The sequence below is a fragment of the Bradyrhizobium sp. USDA 4472 genome (assembly GCF_054058595.1).
Genome location: NZ_JBSSAM010000001.1, coordinates 6,658,117 through 6,677,226, shown reverse-complemented (window position 1 = coordinate 6,677,226; position 19,110 = coordinate 6,658,117). Strand labels below are relative to the sequence as shown.

The 19,110-nt window shown below is 64.3% G+C and carries 16 protein-coding genes; 8 read left to right on the top strand and 8 right to left on the bottom strand.

Annotated elements, in window-relative coordinates; all coding sequences use genetic code 11:
• Positions 1-409: 409 nt before the first annotated feature.
• Positions 410-1,882: a protein adenylyltransferase SelO gene (locus ACVWZ4_RS31470; protein WP_456741860.1), complete on the bottom strand. Its 1,473-nt coding sequence runs from the start codon at positions 1,880-1,882 to the stop codon at positions 410-412.
• Between the two features lie 196 nt (positions 1,883-2,078).
• On the opposite strand from ACVWZ4_RS31470, the gene aspS reads away from it, so the two are divergent.
• A complete protein-coding gene (gene aspS, locus ACVWZ4_RS31465; RefSeq protein ID WP_456741859.1) occupies positions 2,079-3,851 on the top strand; it encodes an aspartate--tRNA ligase in 1,773 nt (590 codons plus the stop codon).
• A gap of 147 nt (positions 3,852-3,998) precedes the next feature.
• On the opposite strand, the gene ACVWZ4_RS31460 is transcribed toward aspS, so the two are convergent.
• Positions 3,999-5,969, bottom strand: coding sequence for a hypothetical protein (locus tag ACVWZ4_RS31460; protein ID WP_456741858.1), 1,971 nt, complete (start codon positions 5,967-5,969; stop codon positions 3,999-4,001).
• Positions 5,970-6,216: 247 nt separating this feature from the next.
• On the opposite strand from ACVWZ4_RS31460, the gene ACVWZ4_RS31455 reads away from it, so the two are divergent.
• Together ACVWZ4_RS31455 and ACVWZ4_RS31450 are read left to right on the top strand one after the other, a co-directional pair.
• Positions 6,217-8,529, top strand: a complete 2,313-nt coding sequence (locus ACVWZ4_RS31455; protein WP_456741857.1) for an NADP-dependent malic enzyme — start codon at positions 6,217-6,219, stop codon at positions 8,527-8,529.
• Positions 8,530-8,866: 337 nt separating this feature from the next.
• Entirely contained in the window at positions 8,867-9,319 is a 453-nt protein-coding gene (locus ACVWZ4_RS31450) for a DoxX family protein (RefSeq protein WP_456703281.1), read from the top strand.
• Between the two features lie 3 nt (positions 9,320-9,322).
• On the opposite strand, the gene ACVWZ4_RS31445 is transcribed toward ACVWZ4_RS31450, so the two are convergent.
• The 4 genes from ACVWZ4_RS31445 to ACVWZ4_RS31430 form a co-directional block, all read right to left on the bottom strand.
• Entirely contained in the window at positions 9,323-9,874 is a 552-nt protein-coding gene (locus ACVWZ4_RS31445) for a dihydrofolate reductase (protein WP_456703282.1), read from the bottom strand.
• Positions 9,875-9,881: 7 nt separating this feature from the next.
• On the bottom strand, positions 9,882-10,889 hold the full coding sequence (locus ACVWZ4_RS31440; RefSeq protein ID WP_456742291.1) for a polysaccharide deacetylase family protein: 1,008 nt from the start codon (positions 10,887-10,889) through the stop codon (positions 9,882-9,884).
• 173 nt (positions 10,890-11,062) lie between these two features.
• Complete coding sequence (locus ACVWZ4_RS31435) at positions 11,063-11,632, bottom strand: glutathione peroxidase (protein WP_456790436.1); 570 nt, start codon at positions 11,630-11,632, stop codon at positions 11,063-11,065.
• Positions 11,633-11,722: 90 nt separating this feature from the next.
• Positions 11,723-13,360, bottom strand: a complete 1,638-nt coding sequence (locus ACVWZ4_RS31430) for a L,D-transpeptidase family protein (protein WP_456741856.1) — start codon at positions 13,358-13,360, stop codon at positions 11,723-11,725.
• A gap of 207 nt (positions 13,361-13,567) precedes the next feature.
• On the opposite strand from ACVWZ4_RS31430, the gene ACVWZ4_RS31425 reads away from it, so the two are divergent.
• The 3 genes from ACVWZ4_RS31425 to ACVWZ4_RS31415 all read left to right on the top strand — a co-directional run bounded on the left by ACVWZ4_RS31425 (position 13,568) and on the right by ACVWZ4_RS31415 (position 14,955).
• Positions 13,568-14,116: a CreA family protein gene (locus ACVWZ4_RS31425; protein WP_456703285.1), complete on the top strand. Its 549-nt coding sequence runs from the start codon at positions 13,568-13,570 to the stop codon at positions 14,114-14,116.
• 274 nt (positions 14,117-14,390) lie between these two features.
• Positions 14,391-14,555 carry a hypothetical protein gene (locus ACVWZ4_RS31420; RefSeq protein WP_456703286.1) on the top strand — a complete coding sequence of 55 codons (165 nt, stop codon included), beginning with the start codon at positions 14,391-14,393 and terminating at the stop codon, positions 14,553-14,555.
• A gap of 34 nt (positions 14,556-14,589) precedes the next feature.
• Positions 14,590-14,955, top strand: coding sequence for a hypothetical protein (locus ACVWZ4_RS31415; RefSeq protein WP_456741855.1), 366 nt, complete (start codon positions 14,590-14,592; stop codon positions 14,953-14,955).
• Between the two features lie 4 nt (positions 14,956-14,959).
• Here ACVWZ4_RS31415 and ACVWZ4_RS31410 read toward each other — a convergent pair whose 3' ends face one another.
• Together ACVWZ4_RS31410 and pdxR are read right to left on the bottom strand one after the other, a co-directional pair.
• Entirely contained in the window at positions 14,960-15,217 is a 258-nt protein-coding gene (locus ACVWZ4_RS31410) for a DUF6719 family protein (protein ID WP_456703288.1), read from the bottom strand.
• 69 nt (positions 15,218-15,286) lie between these two features.
• On the bottom strand, positions 15,287-16,750 hold the full coding sequence (pdxR, locus tag ACVWZ4_RS31405; protein ID WP_456741854.1) for a MocR-like pyridoxine biosynthesis transcription factor PdxR: 1,464 nt from the start codon (positions 16,748-16,750) through the stop codon (positions 15,287-15,289).
• A 75-nt stretch (positions 16,751-16,825) separates the two neighbouring features.
• On the opposite strand from pdxR, the gene ACVWZ4_RS31400 reads away from it, so the two are divergent.
• Together ACVWZ4_RS31400 and ACVWZ4_RS31395 are read left to right on the top strand one after the other, a co-directional pair.
• Entirely contained in the window at positions 16,826-17,551 is a 726-nt protein-coding gene (locus tag ACVWZ4_RS31400; protein WP_456703290.1) for a pyridoxamine 5'-phosphate oxidase family protein, read from the top strand.
• A gap of 51 nt (positions 17,552-17,602) precedes the next feature.
• A complete protein-coding gene (locus tag ACVWZ4_RS31395) occupies positions 17,603-18,877 on the top strand; it encodes an ArgE/DapE family deacylase (RefSeq protein ID WP_456741853.1) in 1,275 nt (424 codons plus the stop codon).
• Positions 18,878-19,110: the final 233 nt, after the last annotated feature.

The window sequence follows — 19,110 nt, the reverse complement described above, 5'->3', positions numbered from 1 at the left end:
GCGTGTCGGGTCTCTGGGAGGACGGTCGCCTCCGGCAAGACGGCCCGCCAGCCGGTTAGAGTGGGAGTGTTTCAGTTTGATGACAGTGGTTGCCGACGCGGCAAATTGTCGGGCAGAACGGCTGCGGCGGTCAATCCGCTCATCTCGCGATGCGGTAGCCGCCCGAGTATGCCAAATCTCGAAAACAACCCCATGCACAGTAGCCGATGGTTGCCGGACAACCGGCTTGAACGCTGTTCGACATCCGTTGACACGTCGGGCAAAACAGCGGCATCATGGCATTATCGGAAAATCCGCAGAGCGGTGCGTAGGGTGGATTGGCGAAGCGCAATCCGCCTCTTGCTTTCCATTGTTGGAAGAAGCGGTGGATTACCCCTTCGGCTAATCCACCTACGGCACTGTGCTTCCCTCACGTCCCGCAGAATGTCTGCAACACCCGCTGCTCCGGCAGCGGCGGATCGGCGTAGGCGGCGTAGTCCGGCTGATCCTCGAATGGCTTCGCCAGCACTTTCACCAATTCCTCGAACGGCGCGTAGTCGTCGTTGTTCACCGCGGCCTGGATCACGGCCTCGACGCGGTGGTTACGCGGGATGAACAGCGGATTGACAGCGTGCATCGCGGCTTGCCGCTCAGTTGCGGTCTGCGGCTCCAGCGCGATACGTACGCGCCAGCGTCCGGCCCACTCGTCGAACACTGCGGGCTCCATGAACTGTGCACGAACGTCGGCGCCGTCATCGCCAGCGGCATCGCCGAGCTTGCGGAAGGTCAGCGTGAAGTCGGCCTGGTTCTTGGCCATGGCATCGAGCAGGTCCTGGATCAGGGCCTCGTCGCCGTCGCGCTCCGTGAACAGGCCGACCTTCTTGCGCAGGCCGGCCTGATACGCGGCGCTGAACGTCTCGGAGAAAGCGCCGAGAATGTCCTGCGCTTCGGCGACCGCCTTCTCCTGGTCGTCGGAGAAGAGCGGCAGCAGGCATTCGGCGAGGCGCGTCAGATTCCACAGGCCGATGCGCGGCTGGTTGGCGTAGGCGTAGCGGCCCATTTCGTCGATCGACGAAAACACCTGGGCGGGATTGTAGGCATCCATGAAGGCGCAGGGGCCGTAATCGATGGTTTCGCCTGAGATGGAGCTGTTATCGGTGTTCATCACGCCGTGGATGAAACCGACCAAGAGCCAGCGAGCGATCAGCTCGGCCTGGCGCGCGACGACGCCGGCGAGCAGGGCATGATAGGGCCGCTCGGCATGGAGCAGGTCCGGAAAGTGCCTGGTGATCACGTGATCGGCGAGCCGACGGATCGCATCGGTGTCGCGGCGGACCGCGAAGAACTGAAAAGTGCCTACGCGGATATGGCTCGAGGCGACGCGCGTCAGCACCGCGCCCGGCAGCACGGCCTCGCGGATCACCGGTTCGCCGGTGATGACGGCGGCGAGCGAGCGGGTGGTCGGGATACCGAGCGCGTACATCGCTTCACTAACGATGTATTCGCGCAAGACCGGCCCGAGCGCGGCGCGCCCGTCGCCGCGGCGGGAGAACGGGGTGGGACCCGAGCCCTTGAGCTGGATATCGCGGCGGACGCCGTCTCTATCGATGACCTCGCCGAGCAAGATGGCGCGGCCGTCGCCGAGCTGGGGCACGAAATGCCCGAACTGGTGGCCGGCATAGGCCATGGCGATGGGGTCGGCTCCATCGGGAACTGTCTTTCCGGCCAGGATGGCCGCGCCTTCAGGGGTCTCCAGCATGTCGGGGTCGAGTCCGAGCTGGACCGCCAGCGGCCGGTTCAGCTTGATCAGCCGGGGCGCGGATACGGGGGTCGGCGCGACGCGGGCGAAGAAGCTGTCCGGCAGGGCCGAATAGGAGTTCTGGAAGGGGAAATGGACCGTCATGGGCTCAAGATAGGGCTGGAACGCCTGATGGCAAAGGCTTGGGCCCAAATGGCCCAAAAAGGGACCTTCGGGGCCCGAAACAGGCCCTTCCTTTGGTTGCCGCACCCGGTCTCGTCGGGTAAACCCTGCCGCAACTTCGGACCGGTCGTTTCAGGCGGTCCGATTCGTATCCTCCGACATTGATTTTGGGACGACCATGCATCGCTACCGGTCACATACATGCGGCGCGCTCCGCGAGAGCAACATCGGCGAGACCATTCGCCTCTCGGGCTGGGTCCATCGCGTTCGCGACCATGGCGGCGTGCTGTTCATTGATTTGCGTGATCATTACGGACTGACCCAGTGCGTGGTCGATCCTGATTCGCCGGCATTCTCGCTGGCCGAAAAGCTGCGCTCGGAATTCGTGGTCAAGATGGACGGCAAGGTCCGCCGCCGCCCCGAAGGCACCGACAATGACGATCTGCCGACCGGCAAGATCGAGGTTTACGTCAGCGAGATCGAGGTGCTGGGACCTGCCGGCGACCTGCCGCTGCCTGTGTTCGGCGACCAGGAATACCCTGAGGATATCAGGCTGAAGTATCGCTTCCTTGACCTGCGGCGCGAAAAACTGCACCAGAACATCATGACGCGCGTCGAGATCATCAAGTCGATGCGCCGGCGCATGGAGGCGCAGGGCTTCTTCGAGTTCAACACGCCGATCCTGACTGCGTCCTCGCCGGAAGGTGCCCGCGACTTCCTGGTGCCCTCGCGCATCCATCCGGGAAAATTCTACGCGCTGCCGCAGGCGCCGCAGCAGTACAAGCAGCTGCTGATGATGTCGGGCTTCGACCGCTACTTCCAGATCGCGCCTTGCTTCCGCGACGAGGACCCGCGCGCCGACCGTCTGCCGGGCGAGTTCTACCAGCTCGACGTCGAGATGAGCTTTGTCACGCAGGAAGACGTGTTCGCGGCAATGGAGCCCGTCATCACCGGCGTGTTCGAGGAGTTCGCCAAGGGCAAGCCGGTGACGAAGGGCTGGCGGCGGATTCCGTTTGCCGAGGCGCTGCGCAAATACGGCAGCGACAAGCCCGATCTGCGCAACCCCATCGAGATGCAGGACGTCTCCGAGCATTTCCGCGGCTCCGGCTTCAAGGTGTTCGCGCGCATGCTCGAAGACCCCAAGAACCAGGTCTGGGCGATCCCGGCGCCGGGCGGCGGCAGCCGCGCCTTCTGCGACCGCATGAACTCGTGGGCGCAGGGTGAAGGGCAGCCTGGTCTGGGCTACATCATGTGGCGCGAAGGCGGCGAGGGTGCGGGTCCTCTGGCGAACAACATCGGGCCGGAGCGCACCGCTGCGATCCGCGCCCAGATCGGCACCAAGGAGGGCGATGCTGCCTTCTTCGTCGCCGGCGATCCCGACAAGTTCTGGAAGTTTTCGGGCCTTGCCCGCAACAAGGTCGGCGAGGAATTGAACCTCACCGACAAGGAGCGGTTCGAGCTCGCCTGGATCGTCGACTTCCCGATGTACGAATACAACGAGGACGACAAGAAGGTCGACTTCTCGCACAACCCGTTCTCGATGCCGCAGGGTGGTCTGGACGCGTTGAAGGACCAGGATCCGCTGACCATCAAGGCCTTCCAGTACGACATCACCTGCAACGGCTACGAGATCGCTTCGGGCGGCATCCGCAACCACGTGCCGGAAGCCATGGTGAAGGCGTTCGAGATCGCCGGCTACGGCGAGCAGGAGGTGGTCGATCGCTTCGGCGGCATGTACCGCGCCTTCCAGTACGGCGCGCCGCCGCATGGCGGCATGGCCGCAGGCGTCGACCGCATCGTGATGCTGCTCTGTGGCACGACGAATTTGCGGGAGATCTCGCTGTTTCCGATGAACCAGCAGGCGATGGATTTGCTGATGGGCGCGCCGTCGGAGGCCACGCCGAAGCAGCTCCGCGAGCTGCATGTGCGGGTGAACCTGCCGCAGAAGTGAGGCAATTCGTCTCTCCCCGCCTGCGGGGAGAGACTCTCTCCACATGGTCTTTGCGAGCGCAGCGAAGCAATCCAGAGTCCCTCCGCGGAAAGATTCTGGATTGCTTCGCTGCGCTCGCAACGACGGTGAGAGAGTTGTGCTTCTCCTCTAAAGCCCCGTCGACGCCTCGATCCGGAACTGCGCCAGCGCGACGACAGGCTCGTGGTTCAGCGCGTCCATGAGCTGAAGCACCGGCAGCTTGCCGAGCGGGGTCAGCTTGATCGTCAGCGTTTGCCCTGACGTTTCCACAAAGCGTGCAAGCGCATCCACCGCCACTCTCGCATCGGGATTGGAGGCTGCGATCTTCTCGCCCTGTGCGCTGATCATCTCGACGATGGCGCTGCGGGCGGCGTCGCGGCTGACATTCTGGATGCGCGCGAATTGCGCCACGACGAGGTCGACGACGCCGCTGTCGCGCAAGGAAAGCTCGAGCGCGCCGGTCTCGACCTGCGCCGCCTGACCCATGGCCTGCGCCGGATCCGTCGTGAACAGGCCGCGCGGCACGTTGGCGAGCGCGAAGCGGGCCTGCGCCCGGGCGAGATTGCCGAGATCGATGGTCGCAGGCGCGAGCGCGAATGCGCCCGACGATTCCGTCCAGGCCGCCCCGAGGTCGAGATCGATCGCGAGCTTGTCGACGCCCGCCATGATCAGCAGCCGTTGCGCCGGATTGGCGGCATCGGTAGGGGCGACCATCTTGACGACCAGATTGGCCTTGCTCGGGATCGATCCGATCAACTGGCCCCAGTTCAGGCTGATCGTGTCGATGGTGACGAGCTGCCGCGTGTTCTTGTAGGGAAAGACCACGCCCTTGATCTCGGCGCCTTCCAGCACGCGGAACAGGCTCAGCATCTGCTCCGGCGAGGGCGTCTGTCCGGGATTGCTGAGGCCCGCCCCCAAGCGCACCAGAGTTGCTGCGCTGAACGACTTCAGCGCCAAGCGCTCCATCTTGAACTGACCCTGCGGGGCCGGTGTATCGACGCCCTCGATCGCGAATTCGCCCTCGCGGTATCTGATCGCGTTGACCTTTCCGGTCCCCTCCGGCGTGCCGATCGAGATCTTGCTGATCTCGGCCTTGCCGATGCGAAGACCCTCATAGATTCCGGCGATCTTCTCCAGCATTTCGCGCGACCGTGCCGGCGTCGGAACAGCCGATTGTAGTTGCGACAGCGCGTCAAATCGCTCGTCCAGCCGGAATTTCGACGGTTGCACGTCGACGTCCTCCATCACGAAGCCGTCGAAATCGAGACGCAACCCCTGAGCCGATTTGAGCGCGTAGGGACCGGCCGAGACTTGCCGGTAGACGCGACGATAGGTCTCGTCACTGTTGGTCTTGGGATCGAGCGCGGCGATGATCCCGGTCGCATCGAAATCGTTGACGATGATGTTGGACAGCTCGCCGGTCAGCTTGTCCGGCTTGCCTGGCTGCCTCACGTCGGCCGAGATGGTGGCGCGGTCCGCCTTTATCGCATCGATCTTGCCCTGCTTCAGGTTCTGGATCACCAATCCGGAATAGGTGATCTCGCCGCTGCCACCGGGACCGCTGCCGGAATCGAAGCTCATCGTCAGCGTCGGCGCAGTGAGCGAGGACGCTGTGACGCTCGCATATTGACCGAGCACGTAGCGGTAGAGATCGATCAAGGAGCCGTTCGTTGGTGCCGTCCCGATGTGAAGGGGGCCGGCATAGTCGCGCATCGTCAGTTGCGGAATCTTGTAGGATCCGTTCACCTTGGCCTGGCCGACCTGATCCAGCGCGACATCGATGCCGGTGATGTCGATGCTGTCGGCCGAAAACCTGGTGTTGTCGATCTGGCGAACGCCGGTGCCCTTGATGCCAGCGATCTTGACCTGCGCCTGCGGCTGGCTGCCGGGCGTGACCGCGATGTCCTCGATGGTCAGCGTCCTGCTCATCACGTCGAAGCCGACCTTGCCGTGGTTCGCTTTGCCGCCACCGGCGCGCAACTGCTCGAACGCGGCCTCGACCTCGGCCCTGACCCGGTGCCGGACATAAAGGTTGAAGCCGAACCATCCGCCCGCCGCGAGCACGGCTGTCACGACCAGGCCGATCAGGATTCGCTTCATTCCCAGCTCCAGTTGTTCGTTGTGCGCTGCGCAACCTGGCATATTCGGGAAACGTCGCAAGGTCCAGGGAAAGCTAGCGCAATCAGACGTTTGACGACGCGCCCTGTTGATGTCGATGCAATCGGATGTTGCCACCGGGCCTTCGGCCGTGCTTGATCCGGTTTCCATGACCCGGAAATAACTGGCCGCTTGGACAGCTGCTCCGGATGAGGCATTTTGAGGCCGGTAACGCGAGGCAAGAGACCGCATGTCGTCCTATTCTGATGATCTCCACCAGGCGGCACTGGCCTATCACCGTCTGCCGCGCCCCGGAAAGCTCGAGATCCAGGCGAGCAAGCCGCTCGCCAACCAGCGCGACCTCGCGCTTGCCTATTCTCCGGGCGTTGCCGCCGCCTGCACCGAGATCGCCAAGAACCCGGCGGAAGCCGCGACCCTGACGACCCGCGCCAATCTGGTCGCCGTCGTCTCGAACGGCACCGCGGTGCTCGGCCTCGGCAATATCGGCCCGCTGGCGTCCAAGCCGGTGATGGAGGGCAAAGCGGTCCTGTTCAAGAAATTCGCCGGCATCGACGTGTTCGACATCGAGATCGCCGCCGACACCATCGAGCGCGTGGTCGAGACCGTGGCGGCGCTCGAGCCGACCTTCGGCGGCATCAATCTCGAAGACATCCGGGGGCCGGAATGTTTCGAGATCGAGGCGCAGTTGAAGGAGCGCATGAAGATCCCGGTCTTCCATGACGATCAGCACGGCACCGCGATCATCGTCGCCGCCGCCATCACCAATGGTTTGCGCCTGAACGGCAAGAAACTGTCGGAGGTCAAGATCGTGGCGTCGGGGGCAGGGGCCGCGGCCATCGCGACGCTCAACCTGCTGGTCTCGATGGGGGCGCAGCGCAAGAACATCTGGGTGTGCGACATCGATGGCCTCGTGCACGAGGGCCGCAACACCACGATGGATCGCTGGAAGGCTGTCTACGCGCAGAAGACCGAGAAGCGCACGCTTGGCGACGTCATCGGCGGGGCCGACATCTTCATCGGGCTATCCGCACCGGGCGTGCTCAAGCCCGAGATGGCCAAGGCGATGGGCGAAAAGCCGCTGATCATGGCGCTCGCCAATCCGACTCCAGAGATCATGCCGGAAGAAGCGCGGAAAGTGCGTCCCGACGCCATGATCTGCACCGGGCGCTCGGACTATCCGAACCAGGTCAACAACGTCCTCTGCTTCCCCTTCATCTTCCGCGGTGCGCTCGATGTCGGCGCCAGCGCCATCAACGAGGAGATGAAGCACGCCGCCGTCGAGGCCATCGCGCAGCTCGCGCGCGAGGCGCCGTCGGATGCGGTCTCCCAGGGCAGCCTCGACACCGGCGAGGCGGGCGGCTTCGGGCCCGGCTCGCTGATCCCGAGTCCCTTTGATCCCAGGTTGATTCTCCGCATCGCGCCCGCCGTTGCCAAGGCGGCGATGGAATCAGGTGTCGCGACGCGCCCCATCACCAATTTCGACGAGTATCGCGCGCTGCTCGAGCGCTTCGCGTTCCGCTCCGGGCTCGTCATGAAGCCGATGTTCGCCAAGGCCAAGACCCAGCCGGTGCGCGTGATCTACGCCGAAGGCGAAGACGAGCGCGTGCTGCGCGCCACGCAGGTGGTGCTGGAGGAGAAGCTGGCGACGCCGATCCTGGTCGGCCGTCCCTCGGTGGTGGAGGCGCGCATCAAGCGGTTCGGCCTGTCCATCAAGGCCGGCAAGGATTTCGACCTCGTCAATCCCGAGGACGATCCGCGCTATCGTTCCTATGTGCAGTCCTATGTCGAGCTCGCCGGCCGGCGGGGCGTTACGCCGGATGCGGCGCGCACGGTGGTGCGCACCAACAACACGGTCATTGCGGCGCTCGCGGTGACGCGCGGGGAGGCGGACGCCATGCTCTGCGGCGTCGAGGGCCGCTATATGAGCCATCTGCGCCATGTCCGCGAGATCGTCGGCTTCTCGCCCGGCGTCAGCGATTATGCCGCGCTGGCGCTGCTGATCACCAGCAAGGGGGCGTTCTTCATCGCCGATACCCAGGTCCGGCCGAATCCGGGCCCGGAGGAGCTCGCCGAGATCGCCTCGCTGGCAGCGGTCCACGTCCAGCGCTTCAACATCAAGCCGAAGATCGCGTTCGTCTCGCATTCGGATTTCGGCAGCTACGACACCGACTCCTCGCGCAAGATGCGCCGGGCGACCCAGTTGCTGAGGGAGAAGCATCCCGAGATCGAGGCCGACGGCGAGATGCAGGGCGACACCGCGCTTTCGGCTGCCGCGCGAAAAATGGTGCTGCCGCACTCCAAGCTCGAGGGGGAGGCCAACATCATGATCATGCCGAGCCTGGATACCGCCAACGTCGCCTATCAGATGATCAAGTCGCTGGCGGACGCGCTCCCCGTGGGCCCGATCCTGATCGGCCCGGCGCGGACCGCGCATATCCTCACGCCGTCGGTGACCGCGCGCGGCATCCTCAACATGACGGCGGTTGCCGTGGTCGAAGCCCAGGAGCGGGCGGCCCGGCAGCAGCCGACGTTGTTTACGTAAGGGCGAGGTCCTGCTTTCCCTCTCCCCCCCCCTGTGGGAGAGGGGGGCTCGCCGAGGTAGCGGAGAGACGGGTGAGGGGTTCCTCCGCGAACGCCTCTCTTGATTGAAGTCGTGGAGCGAACCCCTTATCCGGAGCCGTAGCCGAAGCTCGCTTCGGCGTTGCCAGGTACGGCGGCCGAAGGCCGCCTACGTTCTCCCACAACGGAAGAAGGAGTCCGCCCACACCACCAATTTTGAATAAGTCCCAGGTTTCCATTTCCCCGTTTGAAAACGGCAATCGGACTCTCCATAATCCACAGGCGCACCCCGTGCCCAGTGTTTTGCCAAGAGGCCGACCATGCCAGCGTTCGTGACTTTCGGGCGGATCCTGTTCGCCGTGCTGTTCATCTACAGGGGCGCGACCAAGCTCTTCGCCATCCAGGCGACGGCGGATTTCATCGCCGGCAAGCTCGTGATCCCCGATGTGATCGCGCCCTACGCCAAGCAGGTCGAGACCGCGACCGCCATGACCACGCCGCAGCTGCTGGCGATCGCGGTCGGCGGCCTCGAGATCATCGCGGGGCTGATGATTGCGCTGAATTTCGGCGCGCGCTTCTTTGCAATGCTGATGGTGATCGACGTCGCGGCCTCGACGGTCCTGTTCTCTGATTTCTGGAATCAGGCGGCGCCCGAGAACGCGGCTGTTGTGATCGACGCGCTGAAGAATCTCTCGATCATCGGGGCGCTGTTCATGATCATGGGCTATGGCCGCGCCACGCGCTCGGCCGAGACGGCCTACGGGGACGTGTAGGCGCTAGTTGCGCCGCCAAGGCGTCACGGTCACATCATGCGCCGCATCGAGCAGATACGGTGCGGCTGGAGTCAATCCGTGTGACGTCAGCACCTCGGGCGGCGTCCGCCTGGGGACATCCCCAAAACAGCCCTCACCACCGGGCAACCGCACATGCGGGGCTTCCGACAGCCAGAACGTGTCGTAGCGGTCCATGAACATATCGAACACGGTGGGGCCGCCGATGACGGCGACCCGTCCCGAGGCGACATCGGCAAAGGCGCAGGCTTCCTCGAAGCTCGCATGCGCGGGATTCCACAGCGTCGCGTTCGGCATCTCCGGATCGACGGTGAGGGCCTTGATCTTGCGGGTCAGGATCAGCCGCTTGCGCTTGGGCGAGTTCGCCTGCGCCTCATAGGAGTTGCGGCCGTGCACGATCAGCGCGGCACCGTCGAGCGCCTGCTCGAAGAACAGCTTGTCGCCTTTGAACCTCAGACTGTCGGGCATGACATGGCTCGCGTCGGCAAGCATGCCGTCCGCCGAAACGATGACGTAGCCTTCGAAATGGAACGACAAGTGACGACTATTCGGAAACGGTCGTCACCACGGAATTGACCGGACGCGTGCTCACCGTCGGCAGCTTCACGTCCTTCATCAGTTCCTGATCGTATTCGGGCAGCGAGGCGACCGGCGCCTTGGCGCGCATCGCCACGATCTTGTAGCCGCCGGCCTTGAGGCGGTTCAGCAGTTCCGGCAGGGCTTCCGCCGTGTGCTTCTGGAAATCGTGCATCAGGATGATGCCTTTGCCCTTCTTCTCGAGCCCCTTCATCACGGTGTCGATCACCTTCTCGGGCTTCGACGCCTTGAAGTCGAAGGAGTCGATGTCGCAGGAGAAGATCGCGACATTGCGATTGCCGAGATAGGTGACCATTTCAGGCGGATGTTGCAGCGCCGGGAAGCGGAAGAACGCGGCCGGCGAGATACCTCCGAGCGCCCATTTCACGGCGCTGATGCCTTTCTCGATCTCCTCCTTGCGCTGCGCTTCGGACAGCTTCTTGTCGTTGAGGTTGGCGTGCGACCAGGTGTGGGTGCCGATGGTGTGACCGGCCGCGTAAACCTGCTTCAGGAGCTCCGGCTCGTAGGTGGCGTGCTTGCCGATCGAGAAGAAGATGCCGGTGGTGCACTGGTCGGCGAGCGCCTTCAGCACGGCGGGCGTGTTGCGCGGCCAGGGACCGTCGTCGAAGGTCAGCACGACCTCCTTGTCGCGCAGGAAGTCGAGCTCCTTGAAATGCTCGAAGCCGAAGCCGGGGCCGCCTGTCGTGTCGATCTCGACGGTACGGGCGACGCCCAGCGCGTTCGGATTGGTGCATGCGGCGCGCGGCGGCTGCGGCGCCTGCTGCGGCGGAGGCGGGAAGGCGGCGGCGTTCGGTTGCGCTGCGGGGGCCGCGGCTGCCGGAGCCGCAGCCGGTGTGGCCGCGGGAGCCGCCTGCGTCGCGGCTGCGGGTTTTGCAGCCGGGGTCTGCGACCATGCCGCGCCTGTCAGCGCAACGGAGATCGCGCTTGCCAAAATCAGTTTTGCCGCCACACGCATGGTGTTGTCCTCGAGATTGATCCCGTTGTTCCGCCGTGGCTTTTCGCCTCCGGCAAAACCCATCCTGCCCACAATATCTTAGCTGACCGTAGCCTAGATGGTGCTCCATCGCCATTGCAACGGCTGTTTGGCGCTCCACGACAATTGTGCCCAGCCCTGTTCAGCCGGGCGCGTCAGCTGTCGGCCAACGCCCGGGCAATCGCGGTCTTGATGCGGGTGTCGGCCGGCTCCACGGCGGACGGAAACACCTCGGCGATGTAGCCGTCACGGCCAACAAGGTATTTGTGGAAGTTCCACTTCGGAACCTCCTTGGGGCGCGCCTCGGCCGCCCATTTGTAGAAAGGATGCGCTTTCGGTCCGACCACGACGGCCTTGGCGGCGATCGGAAAGGTAACGCCGTATTGGTGGTGCGCGGTCTCCGAGATCTCGCTGGTGCCGCCGGGCTCCTGGCCGCCGAAATCGTTGGAGGGGACGGCGATCACAGTCAAGCCGCGCTCGCGAAACTCGCTCCAGATCTCCTGCAGCCCCTGATATTGCGGGGTATAGCCGCAGAGCGAGGCCGTGTTCACGATCAGCAGCGGTTTGCCGCTGAAGGCGGCAAGGTGAATGTCGTCGCCTGATAGTGCGGGGAAAGAGAAGGCGTAGGCGGGCATCCGGCTTATTCCGCCATCGGCGCGTGCGCGCGTTGCCGAGGCAGCTGCTGCGAGCAGCGCCGTTGTGAGTACGGTTCTGCGGTTCAACATATGGCGGCGTCCCCCGGATGTGATCCGGGGCGAAGCTTACTCCGCCGTGGCGACTGGCCTGCTCAACACCGCGTTATCGTGGTGCCCGGCTCAGTAGAGGCGGACGATGAAGTCGGTGCCTTCGCCGGTTTCACCCTGGTTGATGCCCTGGTCGGACACGATGACCGAGCCGCCTGACGTGAGCATCTCGTTGATCTTGGCTATGGCGTCCGCAGGGATCGTGATCCGGTCCAGTGCCTCGGCCGGGCTGTCGGGCGTGATGACAGGCTTTGCGGCAACCGGGATCACCGCAGCGCCGCGCTGGCGGCGCAGCACGTGGCCATCTTCCTCGCGCGCGGCGGCGCGGACGGCAACGGGCAGCGACACCACCGACCAATGCAGCGCATTGGCATCGGTCTTGTCGGCTTCGGCAGTGAAGACATGGGTGCCGAGCGGCCGGTCGCTCGCAGCAATCGTCACGGGCACATCGAACAGCGGCGCGAAGTTCTGCCGCACATACAGCTTGGAATCCTTGCGGCTGATGAACACCGCAATCTGACCGCCCCGCTTTGGCAGCTCCGGCTTCACCGACGGCGCGGGATCGGCGACGCGGGTCTGGTCTTTCTTCGCGTCCGGAGAAGCGGGTTGCGCGGGGGCCATGGCCGACGCGGCGTCGGGCTTTGGCTCGATCGCGGCTGCGTCGGCCTTGGTCGGCTCGGCATCCGAAGCCGCCTTGGGCGCTTCCGCAGCCTCGGCCGGCTTCGCTTCAGTGTTCGCGGCATCCGCGGGCTCAGCCGGTTCGCCCGCCTTGGCAGTGGCCGGGGGCTGCTTGGCCGGGTCGGAGGCCTCGGCGTTGACCTCGGCTTTGGCGCCTTCCTCGCGGATCGGGGCAGTGCCCGCGGTCGCGTCCGACATGACGACATGGCCGACCGTTGAGCGCAGCTCCGGCACGCCTTCAGCGCTGGCGGTTTTGGTTTCGACAGGCCTGGTTTCAACAGGCCTGGCGTCCGCGGCCTTGGTCTCCGGCGCGCCCTTGTCCGCCTTGTCGCCGACGCTGGTCGTCGGCTCGAGGCTTGCCGCAGGCTGCGGCGTAACGCGCAGCGAGGCGAGCAGCGGATGCGAGAAGCTTTGCGGTGTCGTCTGGCCGGGCGATACGATCACGCGCGCACCCATCTTGGTCCAGTTCCACATCTTCACCGCGAACGCCATCGGCATGCGGATGCAGCCGTGCGAGGCCGGATAGCCCGGCAGCACGCCGGCATGCATGGCGACGCCGGACCAGGTGATGCGCTGCATGTACGGCATCGGCGCGCCGCTGTAGATATTGGAGTGGTGGAATTTGTGCTTCTGGATGACGCTGAACACGCCCATCGGGGTCGAATGGCCCTTCATGCCGGTCGACACCGGCGATTCCGCGAACACGCCGTTGGAGTCGTAGACCGTCACCTTCTGCCGGTCGATCGAGACGACGATGACGAGTGGACCTTGCGGCTTCGCGTTGGTCTCCTTCTCGACGCGCGACCCTTTCCTGGTCTTGGCGGCTGCCGCGCCGCGCTTCTGCGGCTTCAGGCGCGGCTCCTCGGGATACCGCTCCTGCCGTCCGTAGGCTCCGTCGGAATAATCGGGATAATAATAGAACGCCGCTTCCGCCTGACCAGCCGTACCGATCGCACCGGCCGCCGCCAGAATCGCGACCTGCCACAGCCGTGCCGACGCGGCTGAAACATGGGGCCCGTTCACGCTGTTCATTCCTCGAATCCGCATCCAATTCAGACATTAGTGTCGCAGAGGGGATACGCGTTCACCAGCACGGCAGTTCTGCGATCAGCGACTTTTGTTTTACACGTAGCAAAAAAGCCTCACGGAGCGGTAAACGCCGGCCGCGCCCGGCTTCCGTCATCTTCCTGATCGGCCGCCTCATGCCTACATTGCCAGGACTTGTTACCGGAGAACTTCATGTCATCTCGTTTCCCCGGTCTTTCCGGCATCCGCTTGAAAGGCCTTGCTTTATTCCTTCTCGCTCTGACCGTGCCCCTGGCGTCCGCATCCGCCGCCGACGAGCCCGATCTCATCTTCCGCCGCTCCACCGTGTTCAAATGGATGAGCCCGAATGACAAGCTCGCGACCTATGGTCTGGACGATCCTGAAGTCGAGGGCGTGGCCTGTCACTTCACGGTGCCGGAAAAGGGTGGGTTCAAGGGCTGGCTCGGTCTTGCCGAGGAGGTCTCGGACGTCTCGCTGGCCTGCCGCCAGGTCGGCCCGATCAAGTTCAGGGACAAGATGGAACAGGGCGACGACATGTTCCGCAAGCGCCGCTCGCTTTTCTTCAAGAAGATGCAGATCGTGCGCGGCTGCGACGCCAAGCGCAATGTGCTGGTCTACATGGTCTATTCGGACAAGCTGATCGAGGGATCGCCGAAGAACTCGACTTCGACCGTGCCGATCATGCCGTGGGGGCCGGCTGACGCGAACGTCCAGAAGTGCGGCGACTTCTTCACGCAGTGACGCGCTGGCGTTCACGCAGTGATGCGCTGGCGTTCACGCAGTGCTTCGAGTTGCGCGGACGCTTGCTCCCAAGCTGGTTCAAGCCATCGCGCGCCCGATCTGAAATGATTGATGATTTCGGAGATTTGTTTCGTCGCGAGAGGGCGACGAAACAATTCTCATCCGGAACGAAATCATTTTGGGCTTTTGGCGCATCACGGGAGAAACCGCAGATGGTTATCAGGCTGACGACGACGACGGCACACCGCCGGCCCCGCAATCCGGAGACAGATCCATGCGTGCGCTCAGCTTCATCCTCGCTTTCGGCTTCGTGCTCGCCGGCTCCTCGTTTGCCGGCGCACCTGACGGTAATTTGCCCGGTATCGGCACCTTCCAGTACAGTGGCTCGCCGATCACAACCACTGCGCCGCAGCCGATCGTCCTTGCGTCGCGCTTCTGATCCCAAATAGGAAAATCAGCCGTCAAAGGCCATCATGTACCTTCGTCTCGGCGCCGCGGCGTTCCTGTTCCTTCTGACGATCAACTCCTCTCAGGCGCAGGTGCGCGCACCGAGCCGGTTGCCGGATGCGCGTAACGAGTTCGTGCGGCAATGTGCTCCGCGCATGCTCGGACGCTGGGAGCATCCGGAAGAGGTTTGCGGCTGCCTGCACGATCATGCCGCCGCCGTCGTCGAGGATCGCGACCTGCGCGAAGCACTGCTGCGCGGCATCAGCGAGACCGGTGTTCCGACCATCGAGACCGATTGGGTGCCGGCGGCGAAGCAAAGCGAGATCGGCGCGACCTTCACCAAGATCGCCAAGCCGACCCTGCAGTGCATGTTCGACCCCGCGAAGTCTTGAGCCGTCACCTCGACTTCGGGCCGAATCGCGCCACGCAATTGGCGGTTCGCACGACGCCCTTGTCCGTCATCTTCGATCCGCGCACTTCCTTCACCTGTCCGGCCGGACAGGTTCCGTCATCCACTTGCACGCGCTGGCCGAGCTTGAGGTCGACGATATCCTGCTCACGGCCGACTGTCGTTGCGGAGGCCATCGAGGCAAGGATGGTGGAGATCAGAAGCGCAAGGCAGGTTGCGCGGCCGAATGTCGTAGCGTCTGACATGATGAGAGGTCCCGGAATCAAGTGCCGCGATGGTAAGGAGCGGTCCGCGATTCTGATAGTCAACCTTCGTCACGCCCGACGATCCGCCCTGACTTTGCTGCACAAGGCGGCGCGCGCTTCCCCGGCGAGCCGTTCGGCGGCGGAGACGAGGTCTGGAACCGCGTGCCCCGAGAATCCCAGCACGAAACCGGGCAAAGGGCGAGCCCGCGCATAGGTGTCGGCGAGCAACCAGCCTTCCGCGCCCGCGGCTAGCTTCGCCGCAGCCGCAATCGCTGGCGCAACCGACGGATCGAACCGCGCGACGAGGTGCAAGCCCTGTGACGGCACCGGGACCGACAGCGCACCATCTGACGTCGCTTCGAGCGTTTCGGCCAGCACGTCGCGTGCCTCGCGATAGAGTTTTCGTACGCGCTTCAGATTGGCCGCGAACGCGCCGGAGTTCAGCATGTCGGCGACGGCGCCTTCCATCAGCGTCCCGGGGAAACGATCGAGCGCAGCGCGTGCGGTCGTGACGTCGGCAATCAGGCGCTCGGGCAGGGCGCAATAACCGATGCGAAGGCCCGGAAACAGCGTCTTGGCGAACGTGCCCATGTAGATCACGCGCTGGAGCCGATCGATGCCAGCAAGCGACATCAGCGGCGCGCCGTCGTAGCGGAACTCGCTGTCGTAATCGTCCTCGAGCACGAAAGCGCCGGCCTGCCTCGCCCAGTCGAGCAGCGCGAGCCGGCGCGGCATCGACATCTGCACGCCCAGCGGAAACTGATGCGACGGTGTGACATAAGCTGCGCGCGCGGACGGCGCGGCGGCGCGACCCCTCGCGACTTGCAGTCCGTCCACGTCGACCGGAACGGGCACAATGCGATAGCCGCACTGCGCCATGGTCCTGCGCGCAATGGGGTAGCCAGGGTCCTCGCACCAGACCTGATCGCCGGGCTTCAGGATCGCGCTGAGAACGATTCGCAGCGTGTGCAGCGTGCCTGACGTCAGCATGATCTGATCAGGATCGCAGCGCAGCCCCCGCGCCGACAGCAGATGATCGGCGATCGCTGCGCGCAATTCGCGGCTGCCGCGCGGGTCGCCGTAATGCAGATGTTCGCTACCGAAGGCCCGCATCCGCCGGCCGGCGAAGGCGCGAAAACGTTGTACGGCGCGCTCGTCAATATGAGTGCAGCCGAGCGCCAGCGCGCCTTGCCCGGCCGCCTCGACGATGACCATCGGCTTGTTTGCGGCTACGGCGCGTGCGGCAATGCGCGCGGCGACGAAGGTCCCCGAGCCGACGGTCGCTTGCGCAAACCCGTCGGCGATCAGACGTTCGTATGCCGTGACGACGGCGTTGCGCCGAAAGCCGGTCTGCTTTGCCAGCGTCCGCGACGGCGGCAGCGGCTCGCCTGATTTCACCAGGCCGGAGACGATCATCTCGCACAGCGCCTGATAGAGCCGGTGCGCCGAGGAGGCGCCGGCGGTGACGTGCGGGCCCGTCAGATCGAGCGGCAGCTCGGCTTTCCCAGGCGAATTGGTCGGAATTTTTTGCATGGAATTGGTACTATCGCAGACCAAATGCGCAGCTACAACTCTTCTGGAATTGTTCGGGGCATGACAGGAGCGGCCGTGAGCCAGATTGAAAGCCAACAGTCCTATCCGACGTCAGCGCGCAACCAGGTGAAGCGTCGGCACGACCGCGGCTTCTATGATCACGCCACCGTTCACCGCATCCTGGACTCCTCGATGATGTGCCACGTTTCGTATGTGATCGAGGGGCAGCCCTATTGCACGCCGACCTTCTTCTGGCGCGAGGGCACGAAACTCTACTGGCACGGCTCGAGCGCGAGCCGCATGCTGCGCAACCAGACCAAGGGTGAGCGGGTGTGCCTGACGGTCGCGCATCTCGACAGCCTTGTCCTGGCGCGCTGCGGCTTCAATCACTCCGCCGACTATCGCGCGGTCATGGCCTTCGGCACCGCCTATCTCGTCACCGACCCCGCGGAGAAGGAGCGGGCCGTGGTGGCCATGGTCGACCGCTTCTTTCCGGATCGCACGGCGAGCCTGCGGGCCAGCAGCACCCAGGAGGTCAAGGCGACCTCCTTCATCGCGATGGAGATCGAGGAGGCCTCCGCAAAGGTCCGCGCCAAGGGCGTTGCCGACGACGATGAGGACTACGGATTGCCCATCTATGCCGAGCGGATTCCGGTCCGCACCGTTCTCGGCGCGCCGGAACCTTGTTCGCGTCTGCTCGATGGCGTGAGCCGGCCTGCGACACTCAAGGGCTATTCGGAAGGGCGACTGCTCGAAGATGCATTGCGGGATGCTCATTTTGTCGAGTACCCGAACGGCTGAAATCGGCTAGCTTGCGCGCACAATTGATCACCGGATGCGCGGAGTTGCCCAATGAATGCCGAGACCCAGCAGAGGATTCTTGACGCGGTCGACGCCGGCTTCGAGGCCCAGCTCGCGACCACCCGTGATTTCGTCGCGATCCCTTCGACCCGTGGGGCGGAGGGGCCGTGCCAGGACATGATGGGCGATCTCCTGCGCGCGCGGGGTTACGAGGTCGACGACTGGCACATCAAGGTCGACGACTTGCGAGATCTGCGCGGCTTCGGACCGATCGAGCATGATTTCTCCAGGGCACGCTCAGTCGTCGGCACCTATCGGCCGACGACCGAGGCCGGCAAATCGCTGATCCTCCAGGGCCACTGCGATGTCGTGCCTGCGGGGCCGCTGGAATTGTGGGAAACCCCGCCGTTCTCGCCCATCATCAAGGACGGCAAGATGTTCGGCCGCGGAGCCTGCGACATGAAGTCGGGCACCATCGGCGCGCTCTATGCGCTGGACGCGATCAAGGCGGCGGGCTTCAGGCCGACGGCGCGGATTCACTTTCAGTCTGTCATCGAGGAGGAGAGCACCGGCGTCGGCGCCCTCTCGACGCTGCAGCGCGGCTATCGGGCCGATGCCTGCTTCATTCCGGAACCGACAGGCGGCAAGATGGTGCGCTCGCAGGTCGGCGTGATCTGGTTTCGCCTGCGGGTGAAGGGCCATCCGACGCATGTTGCGTTTGCCGGCTCCGGCTCCAATGCGATCATGGCGGCCTATCACCTTGTCCAAGCCCTGCAGAAGCTCGAGATCGAGTGGAATGAGCGCGCCAAGGCCGATCGTCACTTCCGGACGCTCAACCATCCCATCAACTTCAACCCCGGCATCATCAAGGGCGGCGATTGGGCCTCCAGCGTGCCGGCCTGGTGCGACGTCGATTGCCGCATCGCCGTTCTGCCTGGTTGGTCGGTCGCCGATCACCAGAAGGAGATCCTTGCCTGCGTCGCAGCCGCCTCGCGCAATCACCGCTTCCTCGCCAACAACCCGCCGGAGGTCGAATGGTCGGGCTTCCTCTCGGAAGGCTATGAGCTGACCGATTCCGCCGCGCCGGAAGCCGCGTTCGGCAAGGCGTTCAACAAGGTCTACGGCGGTGCCGTCGAGGATCTCGTCTTCACCGCACTGACCGACACTCGCTTCTACGGACTGAACTGCGGCATTCCGAGCCTTTGCTTCGGCGCCAGCGGCGGCGCGATGCACGGCTTCAACTATGTCGAGCTGGACTCGCTGAAGAAGACCACCAAGGCGATGGCGCTGTTCATTGCGGAATGGTGCGGCGTGGAGAAGGCGTAGCAGCCGCAGTCGCACTCTCCGCCGTCATTGCGAAGGAGCCCGCGACAAAATTGCGTAGCAATTTTGCGCTGGTGCGACGAAGCAATCCAGACTGCTCCATGGAGAAGGTCTGGATTGCTTCGCTTCGCTCGCAATGACGGACCGGGCCGTTAGACCCTCATCCTCGCGGCTCCTCCGTCAGGGGAGATGTATTGCCAAGTCCTTTAAGCTTAAAATAAAGACTAGGATGCCGC

What these genes read in the sequence shown, in the direction of transcription:
- ACVWZ4_RS31470 (WP_456741860.1), bottom strand. Translation starts at nt 1,882, where the DNA reads ATGACGGTCCATTTCCCCTTCCAGAACTCCTATTCGGCCCTGCCGGAC.
- aspS (WP_456741859.1), top strand. Translation starts at nt 2,079, where the DNA reads ATGCATCGCTACCGGTCACATACATGCGGCGCGCTCCGCGAGAGCAAC.
- ACVWZ4_RS31460 (WP_456741858.1), bottom strand. Translation starts at nt 5,969, where the DNA reads ATGAAGCGAATCCTGATCGGCCTGGTCGTGACAGCCGTGCTCGCGGCG.
- ACVWZ4_RS31455 (WP_456741857.1), top strand. Translation starts at nt 6,217, where the DNA reads ATGTCGTCCTATTCTGATGATCTCCACCAGGCGGCACTGGCCTATCAC.
- ACVWZ4_RS31450 (WP_456703281.1), top strand. Translation starts at nt 8,867, where the DNA reads ATGCCAGCGTTCGTGACTTTCGGGCGGATCCTGTTCGCCGTGCTGTTC.
- ACVWZ4_RS31440 (WP_456742291.1), bottom strand. Translation starts at nt 10,889, where the DNA reads ATGCGTGTGGCGGCAAAACTGATTTTGGCAAGCGCGATCTCCGTTGCG.
- ACVWZ4_RS31435 (WP_456790436.1), bottom strand. Translation starts at nt 11,632, where the DNA reads ATGTTGAACCGCAGAACCGTACTCACAACGGCGCTGCTCGCAGCAGCT.
- ACVWZ4_RS31430 (WP_456741856.1), bottom strand. Translation starts at nt 13,360, where the DNA reads ATGAACAGCGTGAACGGGCCCCATGTTTCAGCCGCGTCGGCACGGCTG.
- ACVWZ4_RS31425 (WP_456703285.1), top strand. Translation starts at nt 13,568, where the DNA reads ATGTCATCTCGTTTCCCCGGTCTTTCCGGCATCCGCTTGAAAGGCCTT.
- ACVWZ4_RS31420 (WP_456703286.1), top strand. Translation starts at nt 14,391, where the DNA reads ATGCGTGCGCTCAGCTTCATCCTCGCTTTCGGCTTCGTGCTCGCCGGC.
- ACVWZ4_RS31415 (WP_456741855.1), top strand. Translation starts at nt 14,590, where the DNA reads ATGTACCTTCGTCTCGGCGCCGCGGCGTTCCTGTTCCTTCTGACGATC.
- ACVWZ4_RS31410 (WP_456703288.1), bottom strand. Translation starts at nt 15,217, where the DNA reads ATGTCAGACGCTACGACATTCGGCCGCGCAACCTGCCTTGCGCTTCTG.
- pdxR (WP_456741854.1), bottom strand. Translation starts at nt 16,750, where the DNA reads ATGCAAAAAATTCCGACCAATTCGCCTGGGAAAGCCGAGCTGCCGCTC.
- ACVWZ4_RS31395 (WP_456741853.1), top strand. Translation starts at nt 17,603, where the DNA reads ATGAATGCCGAGACCCAGCAGAGGATTCTTGACGCGGTCGACGCCGGC.